Annotated in this window: 16 protein-coding genes; 11 read left to right on the top strand and 5 right to left on the bottom strand. The window is 58.5% G+C overall.

Annotated elements, in window-relative coordinates; translation table 11 throughout:
- The first annotated feature begins 53 nt into the window (after window positions 1-53).
- From DOLE_RS18350 to DOLE_RS16535, 3 genes are all read left to right on the top strand, one after another.
- The gene (locus DOLE_RS18350; RefSeq protein WP_012176629.1) at window positions 54-476 is read left to right on the top strand and encodes a hypothetical protein; all 423 of its coding nucleotides are present in this window, start codon (window positions 54-56) and stop codon (window positions 474-476) included.
- A 29-nt stretch (window positions 477-505) separates the two neighbouring features.
- Window positions 506-2,176, top strand: a complete 1,671-nt coding sequence (argS, locus tag DOLE_RS16540) for an arginine--tRNA ligase (protein WP_012176628.1) — start codon at window positions 506-508, stop codon at window positions 2,174-2,176.
- Window positions 2,177-2,328: 152 nt separating this feature from the next.
- Window positions 2,329-2,979, top strand: coding sequence for an SPOR domain-containing protein (locus DOLE_RS16535; RefSeq protein WP_012176627.1), 651 nt, complete (start codon window positions 2,329-2,331; stop codon window positions 2,977-2,979).
- 227 nt (window positions 2,980-3,206) lie between these two features.
- Here the strand turns inward: DOLE_RS16535 and DOLE_RS16530 are convergent, their stop codons facing one another.
- The 5 genes from DOLE_RS16530 to DOLE_RS16510 all read right to left on the bottom strand — a co-directional run bounded on the left by DOLE_RS16530 (window position 3,207) and on the right by DOLE_RS16510 (window position 9,026).
- Window positions 3,207-3,695: a PilZ domain-containing protein gene (locus DOLE_RS16530; RefSeq protein WP_012176626.1), complete on the bottom strand. Its 489-nt coding sequence runs from the start codon at window positions 3,693-3,695 to the stop codon at window positions 3,207-3,209.
- Window positions 3,696-3,769: 74 nt separating this feature from the next.
- Complete coding sequence (locus tag DOLE_RS16525; protein ID WP_012176625.1) at window positions 3,770-5,554, bottom strand: menaquinone biosynthesis decarboxylase; 1,785 nt, start codon at window positions 5,552-5,554, stop codon at window positions 3,770-3,772.
- Window positions 5,547-6,152, bottom strand: coding sequence for a UbiX family flavin prenyltransferase (locus DOLE_RS16520; protein ID WP_041280666.1), 606 nt, complete (start codon window positions 6,150-6,152; stop codon window positions 5,547-5,549). Before DOLE_RS16520 ends, DOLE_RS16525 begins: the two co-directional genes overlap by 8 nt.
- Window positions 6,143-7,012, bottom strand: coding sequence for a UbiA-like polyprenyltransferase (locus DOLE_RS16515; RefSeq protein ID WP_269719168.1), 870 nt, complete (start codon window positions 7,010-7,012; stop codon window positions 6,143-6,145). Before DOLE_RS16515 ends, DOLE_RS16520 begins: the two co-directional genes overlap by 10 nt.
- Before the next feature lie 643 nt (window positions 7,013-7,655).
- Window positions 7,656-9,026 (bottom strand): DNA recombination protein RmuC, encoded by a 1,371-nt coding sequence (locus DOLE_RS16510; RefSeq protein ID WP_012176622.1) that lies wholly within the window; start codon window positions 9,024-9,026, stop codon window positions 7,656-7,658.
- Window positions 9,027-9,305: 279 nt separating this feature from the next.
- On the opposite strand from DOLE_RS16510, the gene DOLE_RS16505 reads away from it, so the two are divergent.
- The 8 genes from DOLE_RS16505 (at window position 9,306) to DOLE_RS16470 (ending at window position 18,524) form a co-directional block, all read left to right on the top strand.
- Window positions 9,306-9,488 (top strand): hypothetical protein, encoded by a 183-nt coding sequence (locus DOLE_RS16505; protein WP_041280665.1) that lies wholly within the window; start codon window positions 9,306-9,308, stop codon window positions 9,486-9,488.
- A 31-nt stretch (window positions 9,489-9,519) separates the two neighbouring features.
- On the top strand, window positions 9,520-11,817 hold the full coding sequence (locus DOLE_RS16500) for an LPS-assembly protein LptD (protein WP_041280664.1): 2,298 nt from the start codon (window positions 9,520-9,522) through the stop codon (window positions 11,815-11,817).
- Between the two features lie 155 nt (window positions 11,818-11,972).
- Window positions 11,973-12,248: an HU family DNA-binding protein gene (locus DOLE_RS16495; RefSeq protein ID WP_012176620.1), complete on the top strand. Its 276-nt coding sequence runs from the start codon at window positions 11,973-11,975 to the stop codon at window positions 12,246-12,248.
- 4 nt (window positions 12,249-12,252) lie between these two features.
- Entirely contained in the window at window positions 12,253-13,272 is a 1,020-nt protein-coding gene (gene holB / locus DOLE_RS16490; protein WP_153304471.1) for a DNA polymerase III subunit delta', read from the top strand.
- Window positions 13,269-14,123, top strand: coding sequence for a PSP1 domain-containing protein (locus tag DOLE_RS16485; protein WP_012176618.1), 855 nt, complete (start codon window positions 13,269-13,271; stop codon window positions 14,121-14,123). Before holB ends, DOLE_RS16485 begins: the two co-directional genes overlap by 4 nt.
- 18 nt (window positions 14,124-14,141) lie before the next feature.
- On the top strand, window positions 14,142-16,064 hold the full coding sequence (gene metG / locus DOLE_RS16480) for a methionine--tRNA ligase (protein WP_012176617.1): 1,923 nt from the start codon (window positions 14,142-14,144) through the stop codon (window positions 16,062-16,064).
- Window positions 16,065-16,264: 200 nt separating this feature from the next.
- On the top strand, window positions 16,265-17,452 hold the full coding sequence (locus tag DOLE_RS16475; protein ID WP_012176616.1) for a DegT/DnrJ/EryC1/StrS family aminotransferase: 1,188 nt from the start codon (window positions 16,265-16,267) through the stop codon (window positions 17,450-17,452).
- A 10-nt stretch (window positions 17,453-17,462) separates the two neighbouring features.
- Complete coding sequence (locus tag DOLE_RS16470; protein ID WP_012176615.1) at window positions 17,463-18,524, top strand: iron-containing alcohol dehydrogenase family protein; 1,062 nt, start codon at window positions 17,463-17,465, stop codon at window positions 18,522-18,524.
- Window positions 18,525-18,526: the final 2 nt, after the last annotated feature.

Below are 18,526 nucleotides of genomic sequence, written 5' to 3'. Positions count from 1 at the left end.
TGGTGGGGGCAGCCGTGACAGCCCCTTTTTTTAGATTAAGGAGAGATGCAGAGATGAAACAGCAATTTTTAGTCGCCCGTGGAGAGGCAAAAACCGACCTGCTGATTCGGGAGTTTGCCGAGTTGGAGAAAAACGAAACCTCTCTGGTCGGCGAGCACGTGTTCAAGGTGTCCGACCTGAAAAAGGCCGCCCAGGCCGGCCTTGGCGAGCTGATCACCCGGTTGCGGACCGCGGATTTTTTCCCCCCGGCGTTTCTGGCCGAAAAACTGGCCCAGGGCGTGATGGAGATGCTGAAGGATGCCGGTAAGGAGTCCGTGGAAGTGCTGGTGGATGACATGACCGTCATGAAAGACCAGGAGGCGGATTTTGTCGACGACGAGCTGGACGATGACGAAGACATCGACGAGCTTCTGGAGGACGACGAGATCCCCTTTGAAGACGAAAGTGACGAGGAAGAAGAGGAAGATCTGTCGTAGACCGGCGGCCCTTACAAAAGACAAAACAGATGAAAGAGACCTTGCAGGCCATGATTCGGGCCGCGGCCACGGCCGCCTTTGAAAAAGGCGCGCTGACCGCCTCCCGTTTTCCCGACATTGAGCTGGAAGCACCCCGGTTCAGGGATCACGGTGATTTTGCCACCAACCTGGCCATGGTGTCGGCATCCACCCAGAAAATGGCGCCCCGTAAAATCGCCGAGGCCATCGTGGCCCACTTGGCCGATTCCGCCGGGATTTTGCTCAAGACCGAGATCGCCGGGCCGGGGTTTATCAATTTTTTTATTTGCCCGGAAGCCTGGCTGCCGGTGCTGCACCGGATTCACGAGGACCAGGAGCGGTTCGGGGCCTGCGACCTGGGTGGCGGGAAACGCGTCCAGGTGGAGTTTGTCAGCGCCAATCCCACCGGCCCCCTGCACGTGGGCCATGGCCGGGGCGCCGCCGTGGGCGACAGCGTGGCCCGCATTCTGGCGTTCTGCGGCTGGCAAGTGCACCGGGAATACTACGTCAATGACGCGGGCAACCAAATTCTGACACTGGGCCGGTCTGTGCTGCTGCGGTGGCGCGAACTTTCCGGCCAGGCGGTTGATTTTCCGGAAGACTGCTACCAGGGCGACTATATCCGCTCCATTGCCCGGCAGATCGACGCCGAACACCGCCAGGCCTTAGAAAAAATGGAATCGGCCGAAGCCGTGGCCTTCTGCGCCCGGGTGGCCGCCGACCAGATTCTGGACGGGATTCGCCGGGATCTTGCCGATTTTTCCATCACCTTTGATCAGTGGTTTTCGGAAAAATCCCTGGTGGAAACAGGGGCCGTGGAAACCACCCTGGCCCGGCTCAAAGAAACGGGCGTGGTCTATGAATCCGAAGGAGCCCTGTGGTTTGCCACCTCCCGGTTCGGAGACGAAAAAGACCGGGTAGTGGTGCGCAACAACGGCGAGGCGACCTATTTCGCGTCAGACATCGCCTATCACAAGAACAAGTTTGACCGGGGATTTAACCGGGTCATTGATGTATGGGGCGCGGACCACCACGGCTATATTCCCCGGGTAAAGGCCGCCATCGGCGCCGTGGGCAGAAGCCAGGACGATCTGGATGTGATCCTGGTCCAGCTGGTGGCCCTGTTGCGGGAGGGGCAGCCCGTGTCCATGTCCACCCGGTCCGGCGAGTTTGTCACCTTAAAGGAGGTGACAAACGAGGTGGGCGCCGACGCGGCCCGGTTCATCTTTCTTTCCCGCCACTACGACAGCCCCCTGGACTTTGACCTGGAGCTGGCCAAGAAAAAAAGCAACGACAACCCGGTGTATTATGTGCAGTACGTGCATGCCCGCATCGCCAGCATGCTGAAAAAGGCCGCTGAAGAAAAGGGCATTGGCCGCGTCACCGCCGTTGACGACAAAACCCTGCGACGCCTGGCGGAACCCGAGGAGATCGACCTGGTCAAGCTGCTGGCCCGGTACCCGGAAGCGGTCAGCCACGCGGCCCGGTTCCTGGAGCCCCACCGCATCACCTTCTACCTGCTTGACCTGGCCGCCGGGTTTCACGGATATTACAGCCGGCACAAGGTACTCACGGAAGACGACGGCCTGACCATGGCCCGGCTCTACCTGGTGTGCGCCGTCAAGCAGGTCATCAAAAACGGACTGGCCCTGCTGGGGGTGTCGGCTCCGGAATCCATGTAGCCCGCTGTTTCATATAATGTTGCACCACAAATTGGGGAAGCCGCCAAATATAATTCACCGCAAAGACGCAGAGGACGCAAAGAGAAACATAATGCTTTACGCTTTTTGCGTCTTTGCGGTGCAAAAACACAAATCGCTGACGATGCGGGGATATGGCCTTAAACAGGAAAAAACGCACATCCGGCAGAAAGCGGTTCTCCATTGAGATGTCCGGCGGTGAACTTTTCGGCTGGACCGGCCTGCTGCTGGTGGTGTGCCTCTGGTTTTTCGTTTTGGGCCTGCTGGTGGGCCGGGGATGGGTACCGGTGCCGGGCGTCGGTTCACCGTTAAAAAAAGAGCTGGCTCAGGCTCGGGAAAACACCTTGGCACAGAAAGCAGCCGAGGCCCAGGTCCGCCTCGATTTTCACGAGGCCCTGAAAACAGACGACCCCCGGCCCCCGGAAGGCCCCGCCGTCCTGGCACCGGCTACGGTCAAGCCGTCGTCCCCTCCTGTGCCGGCTCCCACAGCCGCTCCCCCTGAAGCCAAAAAGGCTCCCTCTTCTGAAAAACCGGTTCCAGCCGACACAGACAGCAAAATATTCACCATTCAGGTGGCTGCGGTAAAAGATGCCGAAGCCGCCCGGGACCTGATCGAAACGCTGAAAAAAAAGGGATTTGACGCCTACATCACACAGGCTGAACTGGCCGGCGGTATTGTCTGGCACCGCATTCGGTGCGGCGCCTTTGAAAACCGCGAAGCGGCATCCCCGCTGCTCTCCCGCCTCAAGGACGCGGGATATGGCCCCATGCTGGTAAGACGGTAACAAAAAAAACCCTGCAAGAAGCAACGGGGGTTTTTGTTGTGCCGCCTTTTATCGAAATCGCTATCGGGACCGGGATCGGGATCGGGTTCGATATGATTTGCCGCTTTTTGAATTTCGATTTCGATCCCGATAGCGATCCCGATTGGGAGAGAAGGAAAAGGTAGATTGAGGTCAATTTCATTCTGGATTACCCGGTCAAGCCGGGTAATGACATTGCCTCGGCAGAACTATCCCACCTGGTAGAGCAGGTAGGTCCCCAGCTTGTCGTAGTGCTGGTCCGAGGCAAACCGCACGCCAACGTAAAGGCCGTGTACGCTGCGCACGATGACCTTGCGTTTGACCAGGGTCTGCTCCTGGTCGTCTAAGTGAAACTCAATGTTGAGCTGGTCGTCTTCTTCAAAATAGTGCTGCATGTGCATCTTGAACCGCAGGCCGGTGCGGGAGATGTCCACCACTGTCATTCTGCCCTTGATGTCCATGCCCTTTTCATCGGCGGTATAGGAACCGATCAGGCTCACCGGCTTTCGCACGTGCCGGCGCCGCTCCAGAAGCACGCTGTAAACATGGCCGCAGGGACATTTCACCTTGACCTTGACGGCCTTGTCGATGTCCTTGTACTGGGACACATCCATCAGCCGGGCCTTGTTACAGACAGGACAGGTAAAGTTGGCCTTGTTGTCCTTGTTCATAAAGACTTTTTGCACAGGTTGCGTCATGTCACTCGTCCGTATATTGACAAAAATCCGTTCGCCGAAACTTGAAACCTTTTGATAAACTACCAGCAACCACTTTAAATATCAAATGTTAATTCATCCGGCCACTCCCGCGTGTGGCCGTCGACCGGCCCTTTTCTGCATGCGTCAATGACCATTCTGCCTTTTTTTATCACCATGTCCCGGTCCGGGGACACATTATTGAACACCTTCCACAGCATCAGGCCGTTGTTTAGGATGTCGACTGACCTATCAAATAATACAAACACCCTAACCATGTCAAGTTGTTGAATTTCAAACAGGGTTTCGGCCATCTGGTCCGCTGGGCGCTGTTTATCGATTTGCAGCACCACAATGCGGTTGACCACCGCGTCTTTTAGCCCCGGCAGCCCGTCAAACGGATCCCGGCAGGCAATGCATTCCGGCAGGCCGGACCTGAGAAGGGCCTCCATGTCCAGGGGCAGCGGCGGGGCCGGGCCTTTGCTTTTCCGGTCCGGCTCGCCGGTAAACCGGTCGCACAGGTCGATGCCGATCTTGCCGCCGAACAGGGCGTCCGGGGCTGAGTGGTCCAGCACGTCCAGTACGCCCTTTGTCACCACGATATCGGTGTCAATGTCCAGGTGGGTCAGCAGCCGCTTTGCCACGGCCGCGCCGTCCTGGGGGTTGACATTTTTGTCCACCACCACGATGGCCTTGCAGAAGCTCATCTGGCCCTGGCCCCACAACCCGTTGATCAGCTTGTAGGCATGGCCGGGGAACTCCTTGTCAATGGAAACAATGACAATGTTGTGAAACACGCCCTCCCAGGGCAGCCAGTAATCGAGGATTTCCGGCATCACCGCCTGAAGCATGGGCAAAAAAAGCCGTTCCGTGGCCTTGGCCAGGTAACAGTCCTCCATGGGCGGCGGTCCCACCAGGGTAGCGCTGTAGACCGGATTTTTGCGATGGGTAATCGCGGTGACGTGAAACACCGGGTAGTGATCGGCCAGGGAGTAGTAGCCGGTGTGGTCGCCGAAGGGCCCCTCGATCCGGGTTTCGCCGGGGTTTACGTACCCTTCAAGCACAAACTCGGCCAAAGCCGGCACCTCCAGGTCCACGGTGACGCATTTTGCCATTTTCACCGGCTGCTTGCGGATAAACCCGGCCAGGATCATCTCGTCGATGCCCCGGGGCAGCGGGGCCGTGGCGGCATAGGTGGTGGCCGGGTCCGTGCCGATGGCCACGGCCACGGGCATGGGCTTGCCGGCGGCCACATATTCGTTGAAGTAGTGGGAGCCGTCCTTGTGAATGTGCCAGTGCATGCCCGTGGTGTTTCTGTCAAACACCTGCAACCGGTACATGCCCACATTGCGCCGGCCCGTGACAAGGCTTTGCGTAAAGACCACGGGCAGGGTGATAAACGGGCCGCCATCCTTGGGCCAGCACTGAAGAACGGGGATTTTCGAAAGGTCCACATCGTCGCCGGTGTGCACCACCTCCTGGCAGGGCGGGGTGCGCGATCCCCAGGACCGGGGAAAGAAGCTGGCCAACTGCAAAGCACGGGGCACCAGACTGGCGGCCTGGCGCAGGCTTTTGGGCGGGTCCATCTCGGTGTACTGGCGCACCCGGTCGCCCAGCTCGTCCAGATTTTTTACGCCCAGGGCCATGTGAATGCGGCGATAGGAGCCGAAAATATTGGTGGCCACGGGAAACCGGCTGCCCTTTACCTTTTCAAAAAAAAGGGCCTTGCCCCCGCCCGGACTTTTGGACTGTTCATCGGTGAGCCGGCTGATCTCAAGATGCGGCGACACCTCCTGCTTGACGCGCATCAACTCGCCGGCCCTGTCCAGGGCCGTGATAAACTCCTGCAGGCAGTTAAACATGGTCTTCTCCCCAGCGCGGGACCAGCGTATGCGCGATGCCCAGCTGGTCCAGGATGCGGGCGCACACCGTGTCGGCCAGGGCCTCAATGGTCTTGGGCTTGAAATAAAACGAGGGCATGGCCGGCAGCACAACAGCCCCGGCCCGGGTCACGGCCGCCATGTTTTCAAGATGCACCAGGCTCAAAGGAGTCTCCCGGGGCACCAGAATCAGCCTGCGCCGCTCCTTCAGGCAGACATCGGCGCACCGCAGCATCAGGTTGTCGGCCATGCCCGAGGCCACGGCCGCCACGCTCTTCATGGAGCAGGGCACGATCACCATGCCGTCATGGAGAAACGATCCGCTGGCCGGGGGCGTGTAAAAATCGCCAATGCCGCACACGGAAATCCGGGCCTCCTTGTGAAAGGCGGTGTTTTGAGAAAGCCACGCCTCAAGGCCGGGGGCCTCAATACCGGTCTCCATTTTCAACAGCTCGGCCCCGGTGTCCGAGACAATCAGATAAACATGCACCGGACACGCCGCCAGGGCCGCAAGCAGTCGCACCGCGTAAATGGCGCCGGACGCGCCGCTGATGCCCACCACGATTTTTTTCATAACCATTTTTCCACCATAAGGTCCGCGGCAATGCCGCAAAACAGCAAAATCGAAATAACGCCGTTGATATTGAAAAAGGCCATCTGAATCGCCTCGGGCTTTCCCGGCCGGGCCACAACATGCTCTATCACATACAGGGTAGCGATCATGATAACAGTTATAAGATATATCACGTTCAGGTCAAATACAAACAGCAGGGCCACAAAAGCGGCAGTGGAAAAAACGTGAAGCAGGGAAGAAAGATGCAGGCTGGCGCGCACCCCGATCCGGGCCGGCATGGAAAAGAGCCCGGTGTCGCGGTCAAAGGTCGTGTCCTGGCAGGCGTAGATGATGTCAAACCCCGCAATATAGGTCAGCAGGGCAGCTGACAGAACGGCAATCCGCCAGGAAAATTCACCGGTGACCGCCATCCAGGCCCCCAGGGGCGCCAGGGAGATCACAAACCCCAGGTAGAGATGGCAGAACATGGTAAACCGCTTGGTAAACGAATAGGAAAGCAGCAGCACCAGCACCGGAAATGAAAAATAAAAGCACAGCGGATTCAACATGGCCGCGGAAAAGACAAAAAGCGCAGAGGAAAGCCCCACAAACAGTCCGGCCGACAGCAGCGAAATTTTTCCCGCTGGAATCTCCCGGCCCGCCGTGCGCGGGTTTTTGGCGTCAAACCGGGCATCCACAATGCGGTTGAATCCCATGGCCGCCGACCGCGCTCCCACCATGGCCAGCACGATCCACAACACCGGCCATGCCGAAGAGACCGGATGCTCCCGCAAAGCCAGCAGCACCGCAGACAGAGCAAAGGGCAGAGCAAATATCGTATGGGAAAACTTTATCATTTTCCCATACGTAACTATATGTCGAGTCACCACAAATACCTCTCCCTTATAATCGCTATCGGTATCGCTATCGGTATCGAAATCGATTCCACCCGCCTGCAACAGCAGTAATTTACATTGTGTTTGTAGTGACGCCGTCAGGCGTTTTTCGGCCGGGCATATTCGATATCCCTTCTCTTACTCTTACTCTCAATCTTCCTCGAGCACGTGCTCGTGCTCGTAATCGAAGTTCATGCGCTGCCGGGCTTTTCCTGTTCGTCATTACCCGGCTTGACCGGGTAATCCAGCATAAAATTGATTCTCCACCTTTACATTGCTTTCCATTGTACTTTTCTTGCCGCCAAGAAAAGTACACTGAAAAACACTTTAAGAAAGATCGATTTTAAATGGTCAAGATTGCTTCGTCGCTTTCGCTCCTCGCAATGACCCACGGTGCGGGCGAAACTCCCCGTTTGTAGTGTGCCCGTAAGGGCATCGGGGCTGTCCGGTTTTTAAACGCCTTACGGCGTCACTACAAACAGAACGCAAGCGACCTCATGGCTACGTATTTTGACAAAGATTGCTTCGTCGCTTCCACTCCTCTCAATGACGCAGTGGGCCTCGCTTCCGGTGTCGCAATCGATTTCGATCCCGATTTCGATCCCGATTTCGATAAAAGGAAAAACCCGACCGGTCAGGTCTCCTCTTCCTCCTCCGGCGGTTCAATCAGCTCCGGAGCGGAGATATCTCTTGACACCACATTCACCGGCTCGATCTTGGGAATCTCGTTTTTGATGCTGGTGTCCAGCTCGGAAAAGCGGCGGGCCGCGGGCAGGACCCGGGCCTCCAGGGAGCCCACGGCATCGTTGTAACTTTTGACGGCCCTGTCCAGGGATTTTCCCACCGTGCCGAAATGGTCGGCCATCTTTGAAATCCGCCGGTACAGATCGGCCCCGAGCTCCTGAATGTGGCGGGCGTTTTCCGCGATCTGCTCCTGCTGCCAGCCGTAGGAGACCGCCTGAAGCAGGGTGATCAGGGTGGTGGGGGAGGCCAGAATGATGCGGCGGGCCACGGCGAACTCAATGAGCCCTTCGTCCTGCTCCAGGGCCGCGCTGAAAAAGGGTTCGCCCGGCAGGAACAGCACCACGAAATCCGGGGCCTGGTCAAACTGCTCCCAGTAGGCCTTGTCCGACAGTTGCTGAATATGGGTGCGCAGGTGCCGGGTGTGGTCGGCCATGAATTTTTTGCGCGTGGCCTCGTCTTCGGCGCTGACCGCCGAAAGATAGGCCTCCAGCGGGGCCTTTGAATCCACCACCACCAGCTTGCCGCCGGGCAGGCGGACCAGCATGTCGGGCCGCAGGGTGCCGGTTTCGGTCTTCACCGAACTCTGCTCCACAAAGTCGCAGTGGGGCAGCATGCCGGCAAACTCCACCACCCGGCGCAGCTGGATCTCGCCCCACCGGCCCCGCACCATGGGCTTGCGCAGGGCCGAGACCAGGTTGCCGGTTTCCGTGGAAAGCTCCTTCTGGCCGCGCAGCAGGGACTCCACCGTGGCGGTCAGCGACCCGTAGGCCTGCTTGCGGCTCTTTTCCACCTCGGCCACCTGGGTGTTGACCTTGTCCAGGGCCTCTTTTACCGGCCGGACAATCTCTTCCACGGCCTTCTGCCGCTGGGCCAGATCACCGGACGCCTTGACGTGAAAGGACTCAAACGCGCTTTTGGCCAGGTGCAGAAACTGCTCGCTGCTCTGGGCCAGGGTGTCGGCGGAAAGCCCCTTGAAGGTGTCCTTCAGGGTTTGCGTGGCGGCCTGGGCAAAGGCGGCCATCTCTTTTGATTTTTCCCGCTCCTGCTCCAGGGCCGATTCAAGCCGGGCGAACCGGGCCGAGTGGTCGGACAGCTCGCCGCGCAAAGCATCCCGCTCGGTTCTGGTGGTTTCAATTTCAGTGGTGGCACTCGCCAGCCGGTCGGCCAGCACAGCCCGGCGGGCCCGCATGACCAGCCAGGTGAAAAAAATGCCGGCAAGGGCGCCGGCGGCCGCACTGTAGATGATTTCCGGAATATGCATCAGAACCTCACAAAAATTGTAGGGTATGTAAAAAGATTAGATATTTAGTGTAATGTAATGGAACCGTGCGCCGATTTCAACGGAATATCGCTGTGCCGGTGGAAGTGTGGGCTGAAGCCTTTGCCCATCGAAATCGCTATCCGAATAATAAGGGCTATTGATCCCGATCCCGATTTTGATAAGGTTCCTGTTGATGGCAGCACTAATGTTATTGAATAAACTTCCATATTTTAGTAGGTATGGGTGAAAAACCGGACACGACACAAGGAGTTTGCGCCAATGAGCTCACGAGACGAGCAGGTATTGCGGGCCGCCAAGGAAGTGGTGATAAAGTTTATCGAAATCGGCAGAATCTCTCCGGCAACCTTTCCCGAATCCTTCAAGCAGGTATATGAAACCATTGACACCACGGTCCGGCAGCCAAAAGAGGCTGATCTTCCACCCAAAAAGAAAAAATCATGATGCAGGGCAACGGTTTTTCGTGCCAGGCGTCATGAAATTTTTTTTGTGGTGGGCGATTGCCGCCGCTCTCCTGTCAGGGTACGGGCATGAGGCCTGGGCAGCGGACACGGCCGGCGACCTTTTCCGCATGGACCCGAAAAGCGCCTGGCGCATTGACGCCGGGGCCATCACCTATGACAAGCAGGCCGATCTCTACCTGGCGGTGGGAAAGGTGACCATCACCAAGGAGGGCAAGCGGATTGTCGCGGACAGTATCTGGTTTGACCAGAAAAACCAGCGCCTTTTTGCCGACGGTAACGTGACCATGACCGCCGGGCCGGATGTGCTTTCCGGGGACCACATGGAGATGGACATGGCCGCTGAAACCGGCACCATCTCCAACGGCACCGTGTTCCTGGGAGACCGCCATTTTTACATTATCGGCGACACCATTCAAAAAACCGGGCCGGACACCTACACCGCCGACCGGGTGAGCTTCTCCTCCTGTGAGCCGGGAAACCCGGACTGGCAGATCACCGGTCAAGACCTTCGCCTCACCGTGGAGGGCTACGGCTCCCTGCGCCACGCGGCCCTGTGGGCCCGGTCCATGCCGGTGCTGTACACGCCCTACCTCTTTTTCCCGGTGAAAATCAAGCGACAGACCGGTTTTCTGGTGCCCCGGGTCAGCTATTCGGACAGAAAATGGGAAGAGATCGAGCAGCCCTTCTACTGGGTGATCAGCGACAGCGCGGACATGACCTTTTACGCCCATCACATGGGCCGGAGGGGCGAAAAACTGGGGTTTGAGTACCGCCAGGTGATGGACGCAACATCCCGGACCACGCTCATGTTTGATTTTCTGGAGGACCGCAAGGCCAACACCGATCCCGGGCAGGACTGGGCATACACCCATGACAGGTGGCTTCGCCCCAACAACGACCGGTACTGGCTGCGCATGAAACACGACCACGGCCTGGGGCCCGGCCTGTCGGCCAAACTGGACATCGACCTTGTCAGCGACCAGGACTACCTGCTGGAATTCGAAAGCGGATATACCGGGTTTGACGCGGCGGACCGCTATTTTGAAAAGGTCTTTGGCCGGGACCTGGACGACGCCGACAACCCGGTGCGCACCAGTATCTTCAATCTTCAGAAAAACTGGACCCAGAACAGCCTCAACGCCGGGGTGCGGTGGGATGATGACGTGATCAAGCGGCGATGGGCCGACGAAGACGACACCGTTCAGCGGCTGCCCGTGGTCTCATTTGACGCCAATAAGCAGAAACTCGGCGCAACTCCTCTTTTTTACGAATTAAACAGCGAATACCTGTACGGCTACACAGAAGACAGCCTGCGGGGCCACCGGGCCGACATGCACCCGCGAATTGCTCTGCCCGGCCGGTTTAAAAACTTTTTTTCATTTGAACCGTCGGTGGGCTTTCGGGAGACCGTGTGGCGCATGGACCGGGATGCCGGGGCCAATGACACGGACCACACCCAATCCCGTGAACTGTTCGACCTTCGGGCCGACCTGTCCTCCGAACTGTACAGGGTGTTTGACGTAAATCCCGAAACCGGGAAGCGGGCCTGCCACACCATTGTGCCCCGGCTGGAATATGAATATGTGCCGCACAAAAACCAGGACGACTACCCCCGGTTCACCGACGCGGCCGATGTCATTGAAAAACAGAACACCGTCACCTGGTCGGTCACCAACCTGCTGACCGTAAAGGAGTGGCGGGGCGCGGCGCCTTCGGCTGCCGACGCCCTGGAAACAGCGGAAGCCGCTTCCCCGCCCCTGGTAAGGGACGCCCTCTACAGAGAAGTGGTCCGGCTCAAGGTCTCCCAGAGCTATGACATCAACGAAGCCAAAGAGGACGATCCGGCCCAATGGGCAAGCCCGGACCAGCGCCGGCCCTTCTCCCCGGTGGCAGTGGAGCTGGACGCCCGTCCCGCAACCTCGGTGCGGCTGGATGGTGACGGCCTGTGGTGCCCCTACACCGGCGAATGGCAGGCCTATAACGGCGAGGTTGCCTTAAGCGATGCCAGGGGGGACAAATTTTCCGGGGGCTACCGGTACCGGCAGGGAGTGTCCGAGTCGGTCTACGGCAAGGCGGCCCTGGAGGTAAACGAGGCGTTTCTGCTCTATGGCGAGTATGAGCGCAACATCTTCAGCGGCACGGATATTCTGGTCCAGACCGGCGTGGTCTACCGGGCCTCCTGCTGGTCGGTGGACGTGAACTACACCGATGAACCCGGAGACCGCACCTACACCGTGATGATCAATCTTTACGGCCTGGGCGAGTTCGGCACTGATATTTCCGGCGCCGATGTTGAACAGTATCCCTGATGCGCGTGGCCGTTGCGGAAAAGTGCCGGTATTTATAAAAATCTCTATAATTTCTTGACTTCCCCTGCTTTAATATGGTTTAACATTCCTGTTTTTTAAAATCCGGATGATAAACAGAAAACCATCGTGTCGTTTCATATTTTCAAGGAGGATAGATGAACAAACTGGAACTGGTCACCGCCCTGAAAGACAAGACCGGCGTTTCAAAGGTCGAGGCCGCCAAGATCGTCAAAACCTTTTTTGACACCATGGCCGACACCCTGGCCACGGGTGAGCGGGTCGAAGTGCGGGGCCTGTGCAGCTTTTTTGTCAAGGAATACAAGAGCTACACCGGCAGAAACCCGAAAACCGGCGAAAAAGTCACCATCGCTCCCAAGAAACTTCCGTTTTTCAAATGCGGAAAAGAGCTTAAAGAACGGATCAACGGCTAGGGACGTGCCGCGACTTGATGCGCTGATGGATCAGGAAAAGCCCCTGCGGACCCTTGCCGGCATTCTTGCCAGAGGCGATATTCCCCACGCATTTCTCTTTACCGGCATTGACGGCATTGGAAAACGCAGCGCCGCCATGGGTTTTGCCATGGCGTGCAACTGCCTTGCCGCCGTCCAGGAAAAGCCCCTGCCGGTGCCCGTTCCCGGCGACAGCGGGCTTCCCTTTTGTGGTACCTGCCGAATCTGCCGGGCCATTGCCGCAGGCACCCATCCGGACGTGATCACTATCGCGCCGGAAGGAAATGCCATCAAAATCGGCCGCATTCGGGAGTTGATCGAAAAGGTGGCCTTCCGGCCCCACGAGGCAAAAATGCGGGCCGTGATTATTTCCGACGCCTGGGCCATGAACCCTGAGGCCGCCAACGCCCTGCTCAAGTCCCTGGAAGAACCGCCGCCGCAAACCCTTTTTTTTCTGACCGCCGAACACGCGTCCGATCTGCTGCCCACCGTGGTCTCCCGTTGCCGTCACATCCGGTTTGCCCCGGTATCCGCCGATCGCATCGCAGCCTTTCTGCAGCAGCACCACGGCGTGGACGAAAAAGCGGCCCGGTCGGCGGCCCTGATGTCCGGCGGCAGCGTGGCCAGGGCACTGGCCCTGACCGACGTGCCCCTGGGCGCGTGGCGGCAATGGCTGGCCGCTGAACTGGCGGCCCTGCCGTCACGTCCGGTGCCCCTGGTGCTGGCCTTTGCGGAAAAGCTGCAGAAGAACAAAGACCAGATCGGTCAGTGGCTGGGCATGATACAGACCTGCCTTTATGACGCGGTGGTATGGAAATACCAGCCCGGCCGCATTATGAACATTGACATGACCGACGCTGTGGCAGCCCTGTCAGAGCAGGAGAGCATCGCCTCTCTGGGCCGAAAAATTGACGCCGTGGTGGCAATGGAAAAGGCGCTGAACCGCAATTTAAACCCCCGACTGGCCACGGAAAAACTGGCCCTGGAGCTGGCAAACCGATTATGAGAAAAACCGTTGAAATAAAGTTCAAACCCGACGGCAAGGCCTACGTGTTCGACTGTGGCGCCTTTGTGCTGGAGGTCGGGGACACTGTGATCGTGGAGACCGAACAGGGGTTCGGCATGGGCGTGGTCTGCTCCCTGCCGGCCACGGCCAACATGGAGCGGATTAAAACGCCGCTCAAAAAGGTCCATCGAAAGGCCGTTGAAAAGGATTTTGCCCAACTTGAGGAGAACCGGTCGCTTGAAGCAAAGGGATTTGATTTCTGCCAGGAGCAGATCAGCGCCCTGAACCTGGAGATGAACCTGTTTTCCGTGGAGTGCACCTTTGACTCCCGGAAGCTGACCTTTTTTTACACCGCCGACGGCCGGGTCGATTTTCGGGAGCTGGTCAAGCGGCTGGTCAAGGAGTTCCGCATCAAGATCGAGATGCGCCAGGTGGGCATTCGCAACCAGGCCAAGATCACCGGCGGCATCGGCCGGTGCGGACGGGAGATCTGCTGCGCCAGTTTTCTGCAGAAGTTCGACCCCATATCGATCCGCATGGCCAAAAACCAGGGGCTCTCCTTAAATCCCACCAAGATATCCGGGCTTTGCGGCCGGCTTATGTGCTGCCTGGCCTATGAAGAGGCATCCTACAACAAGCTCAAAAAAGGTATGCCGGAAACAGGGCGGCGCGTGAACACCACCGTGGGAGAAGGAAAAGTGGTGGAGATCAACCCGGTAGGGGGCCGGATTGTGCTGCAGAAAAATGACGGCACCCGGGTGGATGTGGCCCTGGCCGACATTCTGCCACCGGCTGAAAAACCGGCCGGAGAACCGACAAAAGAATCAAACGGACAGGCAGCCGAAGAATAACCTCACAGGGGAAAAACCATGCCCGACTGTTTTTACATCACCACACCGATCTACTATGTGAACGCAAAGCCCCATCTGGGTCACGCCTATACCACCATCATGGCCGACGTGGCGGCCCGTTTTCATGCCATGGCCGGCAAAAAGGTCTTTTTTCTCACCGGCACCGATGAACACGGCGACAAGATCATGAAGGCCGCCGCGGCCCGGGGCGTATCGCCCAAGGCCTATGCCGACACCATTTCCGCCCTGTTCAGGGATCTCTGGACCGAACTGGACATCGGCTACAGCCACTTTATCCGCACCACCGACGAGAATCACAAACAGGTGGTAAGCCGGGTTCTGGCCGCCATTTATGAGGCCGGCGACATCTACTTCAGCGAATACGAGGGGCTTTACTGTTTCGGCTGCGAACGGTTCTACACCGAGCGGGAGCTGGTAAACGGCAAGTGCCCGGACCACGACACCCCGCCGGAGCGGATTCAGGAGGCCAACTATTTTTTCAAGATGAGCAAGTACCAGCAGTGGCTGATTGATCATATTACCGACAATCCCGATTTTATCCGGCCCGAAGGCTACCGTACCGAGATTCTGTCGTTTTTAAAAGAGCCCTTAGACGACCTGTGCATCTCCCGGCCCACGTCCCGGCTGGACTGGGGCATTCCCCTTCCCTTTGACGACCGGTATGTGACCTATGTATGGTTTGACGCCCTGCTCAACTACGTGTCGGCCCTGGGGTACCCGGACGACGACAGGTACATGACCTTCTGGCCCGCGGTTCAGCACCTGACGGCCAAGGACATCATCAAGCCCCACGGCATCTACTGGCCCATCATGCTCAAGGCCGCCGGCATCCCCCTGTACAACCATCTCAACGTGCACGGGTTCTGGCAGATCGAATCATGCAAGATGTCCAAGAGCCTGGGCAACGTGGTCAACCCCCTGGACATGAAAAACACCTACGGCACGGACGCCTTTCGCTATTTTCTCTGTCGGGAGATGTCCTTTGGCCTGGATGCCGGGTTCTCCGAAGAAGCCCTGGTCCAGCGGATCAACGCGGACCTGGCCAACGACCTGGGCAACCTTTTTTCCCGGGTTCTGGCCATGACGGCCAAGTATTTTAAAAACCGGGTGCCGGCAGCAGACGACGCCAACCTGCCGCCGTGCGACATCGACATTGGCGCCCTGGCCCGGACCACCGTGGCCGCGTATGAGGCCCAGATGGCGACCTTTCACATGAACCGGGCCCTGGCCGCGGTCTGGGACCTGATCAGCGCCATGAACCGGTTCATCGACTACTCGGCGCCCTGGACCCTTGCCAAAGACCCGGCCAAAGCCGATGCCCTGGCCGCGGTGATCTACACCCTGTTAGAAGGGCTGCGGATAGTGGCCGGCCTGGTCTACCCGGTGATGCCCGGTACCGGAAAAACCATGATGGCCCACCTGGGACTTGACGGCCCGGATTCGGAGCTGTTCCGGCTGGAGGACTTCAAGCAGTGGGGACGGCTTGTGCCGGACACCGTGGTGGCAAAACCGGCCTCTCTTTTTCCCCGGGTGGAACTGGCGCCATCAACGGACAACGCCTGTGCGCCCGAAGACGCACCACCGGCCATCGCGTTCGCGCCGGAGATCGACATCGACGCCTTTTCAAAGGTGGACCTGCGCGTGGGCACGGTGACGGCCGCGGAAAAAATTCCCAAGGCCCGCAAGCTCCTCAAGCTCACCGTGGACATCGGCGAAATTCGCACCGTGGTGGCGGGCCTTGCCGAAGCCTACGCGCCGGAAGATCTGGTGGGCAGGCAGGTGGTGATCGTGGCCAACCTCAAGCCCGCCGTCCTGATGGGCGTGGAATCCCACGGCATGGTTTTGGCCGCGGTGGACGGTAAAAACGGCATCACGGCCACGGTCGATAAACCGGCCCCGCCGGGGACGCGGCTTAAATAGTGTCCAGCCATGTAACATGGATGACACCATGTGGTGTTTCCAATCCAGAAATGAGAATTTTTTCGCAAGATCAAGGAAAACAAGGGCTGACGCGGAGGCGTACTGTTGTACGCCGCACAAGGAAGCCCGCAGTTTGACGCAGAGATTGCGGAAAAAGGCCATTTATGGATGGAAACTAAATAAGATACAAGGAGAACAAAATGCCCGGATTTGAAATTTTCGGCGACGAGGAGAGGAAAGAGGTAAACGACGTGCTGTCCACCGGCGTGCTGTTCCGGTACGGCTTTGACGCGGCCCGAAACGGTCACTGGAAGGCGAAAACCTTTGAAAAGGAGCTGTGTGAGCGCACCGGCGCCGGGTTTGCCCTGCTCTGCTCCAGCGGCACCGCGGCCCTTTCCGTGGCCATGGCCGCCTGCGGCGTGGGCGCCGGTGATGAAGTGATCATACCGCCCTTCACCTTTGTGGCCTCCTTCGAGGCGGTGCTCAATGCCGGGGCCATTCCGGTGTTCGCGGAGATCGACGAGACCCTCTGCCTGGACCCGGAGGCCGTTGAAAAGGCCATCACCCCCCGCACAAAGGCGGTGATGCCGGTACACATGTGCGGCAGCATGGCGCAAATCGACGCGCTCAAGGAGTTGTGCGACCGAAAAGGGCTGGTCCTGCTCGAAGATGCCTGCCAGTCCATCGGCGCCACCTTCGGCGGCAAAAGCCTGGGCCGGTTCGGAAAAGCCGGGTGTTTCTCTTTTGACCCGGTCAAAACCATCACCTGCGGAGAGGGCGGCGGCATGATCACCGACGACCGGGACTGCTACGTGAAGGCCGACGCCTATGCCGACCACGGCCATGACCACATCGGCAACGACCGGGGCAAGGAGGACCATATCGTGCTGGGCGCCAACTACCGCATCAGCGAGCTCAACGCCGCCGTGGGCGTGGCCCAGCTGCGCAAGCTGGACCATATTCTTGCCGTCCAGCGGGCCAACAAAAATGCGATCAAATCGGCCATGGCCGAATTTACAAAAATCTCCTTCCGGCATATTCCCGACCCGGCAGGCGACTCAGCCACCTTTCTCTCCTTTTTCCTGCCCGATGAAGCACAGACCCGGCAGGCGGCCAAAGACCTGGCCGATGCCGGCGTGGACGGCTGTTTCTACTGGTATGCCAACAACTGGCACTACATCCGCCAGTGGCACCACCTGAAAAAGATGGTGGCAGCGGCCCGGGTGCCGGCCTCCCTGGCCGATAACTTTCCCGACTATTCAACGGTGGACATGCCCCGTTCCGACACCATCATGTCCCGGTGCATCTCCATGCAGATCAAGCTGTCCTGGAGCCCGGACCAGCTGGCCGACAGGATTGAAAAAATAAGAACCCTCTTTTCAAAGTAACAGGTGAGCCATGTTTCGAAACTTTCGCATGATTTCCAGTGTGGTGTTCGGCAGGGGGTCGTTTAACCAGCTTGACGACATTCTTTCGGCAAAAAGAAAAGATGCCTTCATGGTGTTCCTGGTGGATGACGTGTTCAAGGGCAAGGCCTTAAGCGGCCGGGTGCCGGCCAAAGAAGGCGACCTGACCATTTTTGTCAATGTGGATGACGAGCCCAAGACCAAGTACGTGGACAGCCTGGTGGCCCAGGTAAAGGGCCACGCCTCCGGCCTGCCCGACGGCGTGATCGGCATCGGCGGCGGGTCCACCCTGGACCTGGCCAAGGCGGTCTCCCTGATGCTGACCAATCCCGGCTCGGCCGCGGACTACCAGGGATGGGACCTGATCAAGATTCCGGCGGTCTACCATGTCGGCATTCCCACCCTGTCCGGCACCGGGGCCGAGGTCTCCCGCACCACTGTTCTCACCGGGCCCACCAAGAAGCTGGGCATCAACTCCGACCACACGGTTTTCGACCAGGTGGTGCTGGATCCCGAGCTGATCGCCGGCGTTCCCAAAGACCAGTGGTTCTACACCGGCATGGACTGCTACATTCACTGCGTGGAGTCGCTTCAGGGCACCTTTTTGAACGCATTCAGCCAGGCTTACGGTGAAAAGGCCCTGGAGCTCTGCCGCCAGGTCTACCTGGAGGACTGGCCGGACAGCGACGACCGGCTGATGATGGCCTCCTATTTCGGCGGCATGAGCATCGCCTACTCCCAGGTGGGGGTTTGCCACGCCATGTCCTACGGCCTGGCCTTTGTGCTGGGCGTGCACCACGGTATCGGCAACTCCATTGTTTTTGATTACCTGGACGCGTTCTATCCCGAGGGCGTGGCCGAGTTCCGGGCCATGCTGGAGAAAATCAAAATCGAGTTGCCGCGCAACATCACAAAGGACCTGACCGAAGAGCAGCTTGACACCATGACCAACGTGGCCTTTGGCCTGGCGCCCCTGTGGGAGAACGCCCTGGGCAAAGACTGGCAGACCGTCATGCCCAAAGAGCGGATCAAAGAGCTGTATCGGCGCATGTAGTT

Origin of the sequence: Desulfosudis oleivorans Hxd3 (genome assembly GCF_000018405.1) — a bacterium.
Taxonomy (GTDB): Bacteria; Desulfobacterota; Desulfobacteria; order Desulfobacterales; family Desulfosudaceae; genus Desulfosudis; species Desulfosudis oleivorans.
Note: the sequence above shows the minus strand (reverse complement) of the source record. Positions and strands in the feature narration are given on the sequence as shown.

Bases quoted from the DNA above. Each gene is read 5' to 3' on its own strand.
- DOLE_RS18350 (WP_012176629.1), top strand. From the start codon at position 54: ATGAAACAGCAATTTTTAGTCGCCCGTGGAGAGGCAAAAACCGACCTG.
- argS (WP_012176628.1), top strand. From the start codon at position 506: ATGAAAGAGACCTTGCAGGCCATGATTCGGGCCGCGGCCACGGCCGCC.
- DOLE_RS16535 (WP_012176627.1), top strand. From the start codon at position 2,329: ATGGCCTTAAACAGGAAAAAACGCACATCCGGCAGAAAGCGGTTCTCC.
- DOLE_RS16530 (WP_012176626.1), bottom strand. From the start codon at position 3,695: ATGACGCAACCTGTGCAAAAAGTCTTTATGAACAAGGACAACAAGGCC.
- DOLE_RS16525 (WP_012176625.1), bottom strand. From the start codon at position 5,554: ATGTTTAACTGCCTGCAGGAGTTTATCACGGCCCTGGACAGGGCCGGC.
- DOLE_RS16520 (WP_041280666.1), bottom strand. From the start codon at position 6,152: ATGGTTATGAAAAAAATCGTGGTGGGCATCAGCGGCGCGTCCGGCGCC.
- DOLE_RS16510 (WP_012176622.1), bottom strand. From the start codon at position 9,026: ATGCATATTCCGGAAATCATCTACAGTGCGGCCGCCGGCGCCCTTGCC.
- DOLE_RS16505 (WP_041280665.1), top strand. From the start codon at position 9,306: ATGAGCTCACGAGACGAGCAGGTATTGCGGGCCGCCAAGGAAGTGGTG.
- DOLE_RS16500 (WP_041280664.1), top strand. From the start codon at position 9,520: ATGAAATTTTTTTTGTGGTGGGCGATTGCCGCCGCTCTCCTGTCAGGG.
- DOLE_RS16495 (WP_012176620.1), top strand. From the start codon at position 11,973: ATGAACAAACTGGAACTGGTCACCGCCCTGAAAGACAAGACCGGCGTT.
- DOLE_RS16485 (WP_012176618.1), top strand. From the start codon at position 13,269: ATGAGAAAAACCGTTGAAATAAAGTTCAAACCCGACGGCAAGGCCTAC.
- metG (WP_012176617.1), top strand. From the start codon at position 14,142: ATGCCCGACTGTTTTTACATCACCACACCGATCTACTATGTGAACGCA.
- DOLE_RS16475 (WP_012176616.1), top strand. From the start codon at position 16,265: ATGCCCGGATTTGAAATTTTCGGCGACGAGGAGAGGAAAGAGGTAAAC.
- DOLE_RS16470 (WP_012176615.1), top strand. From the start codon at position 17,463: ATGTTTCGAAACTTTCGCATGATTTCCAGTGTGGTGTTCGGCAGGGGG.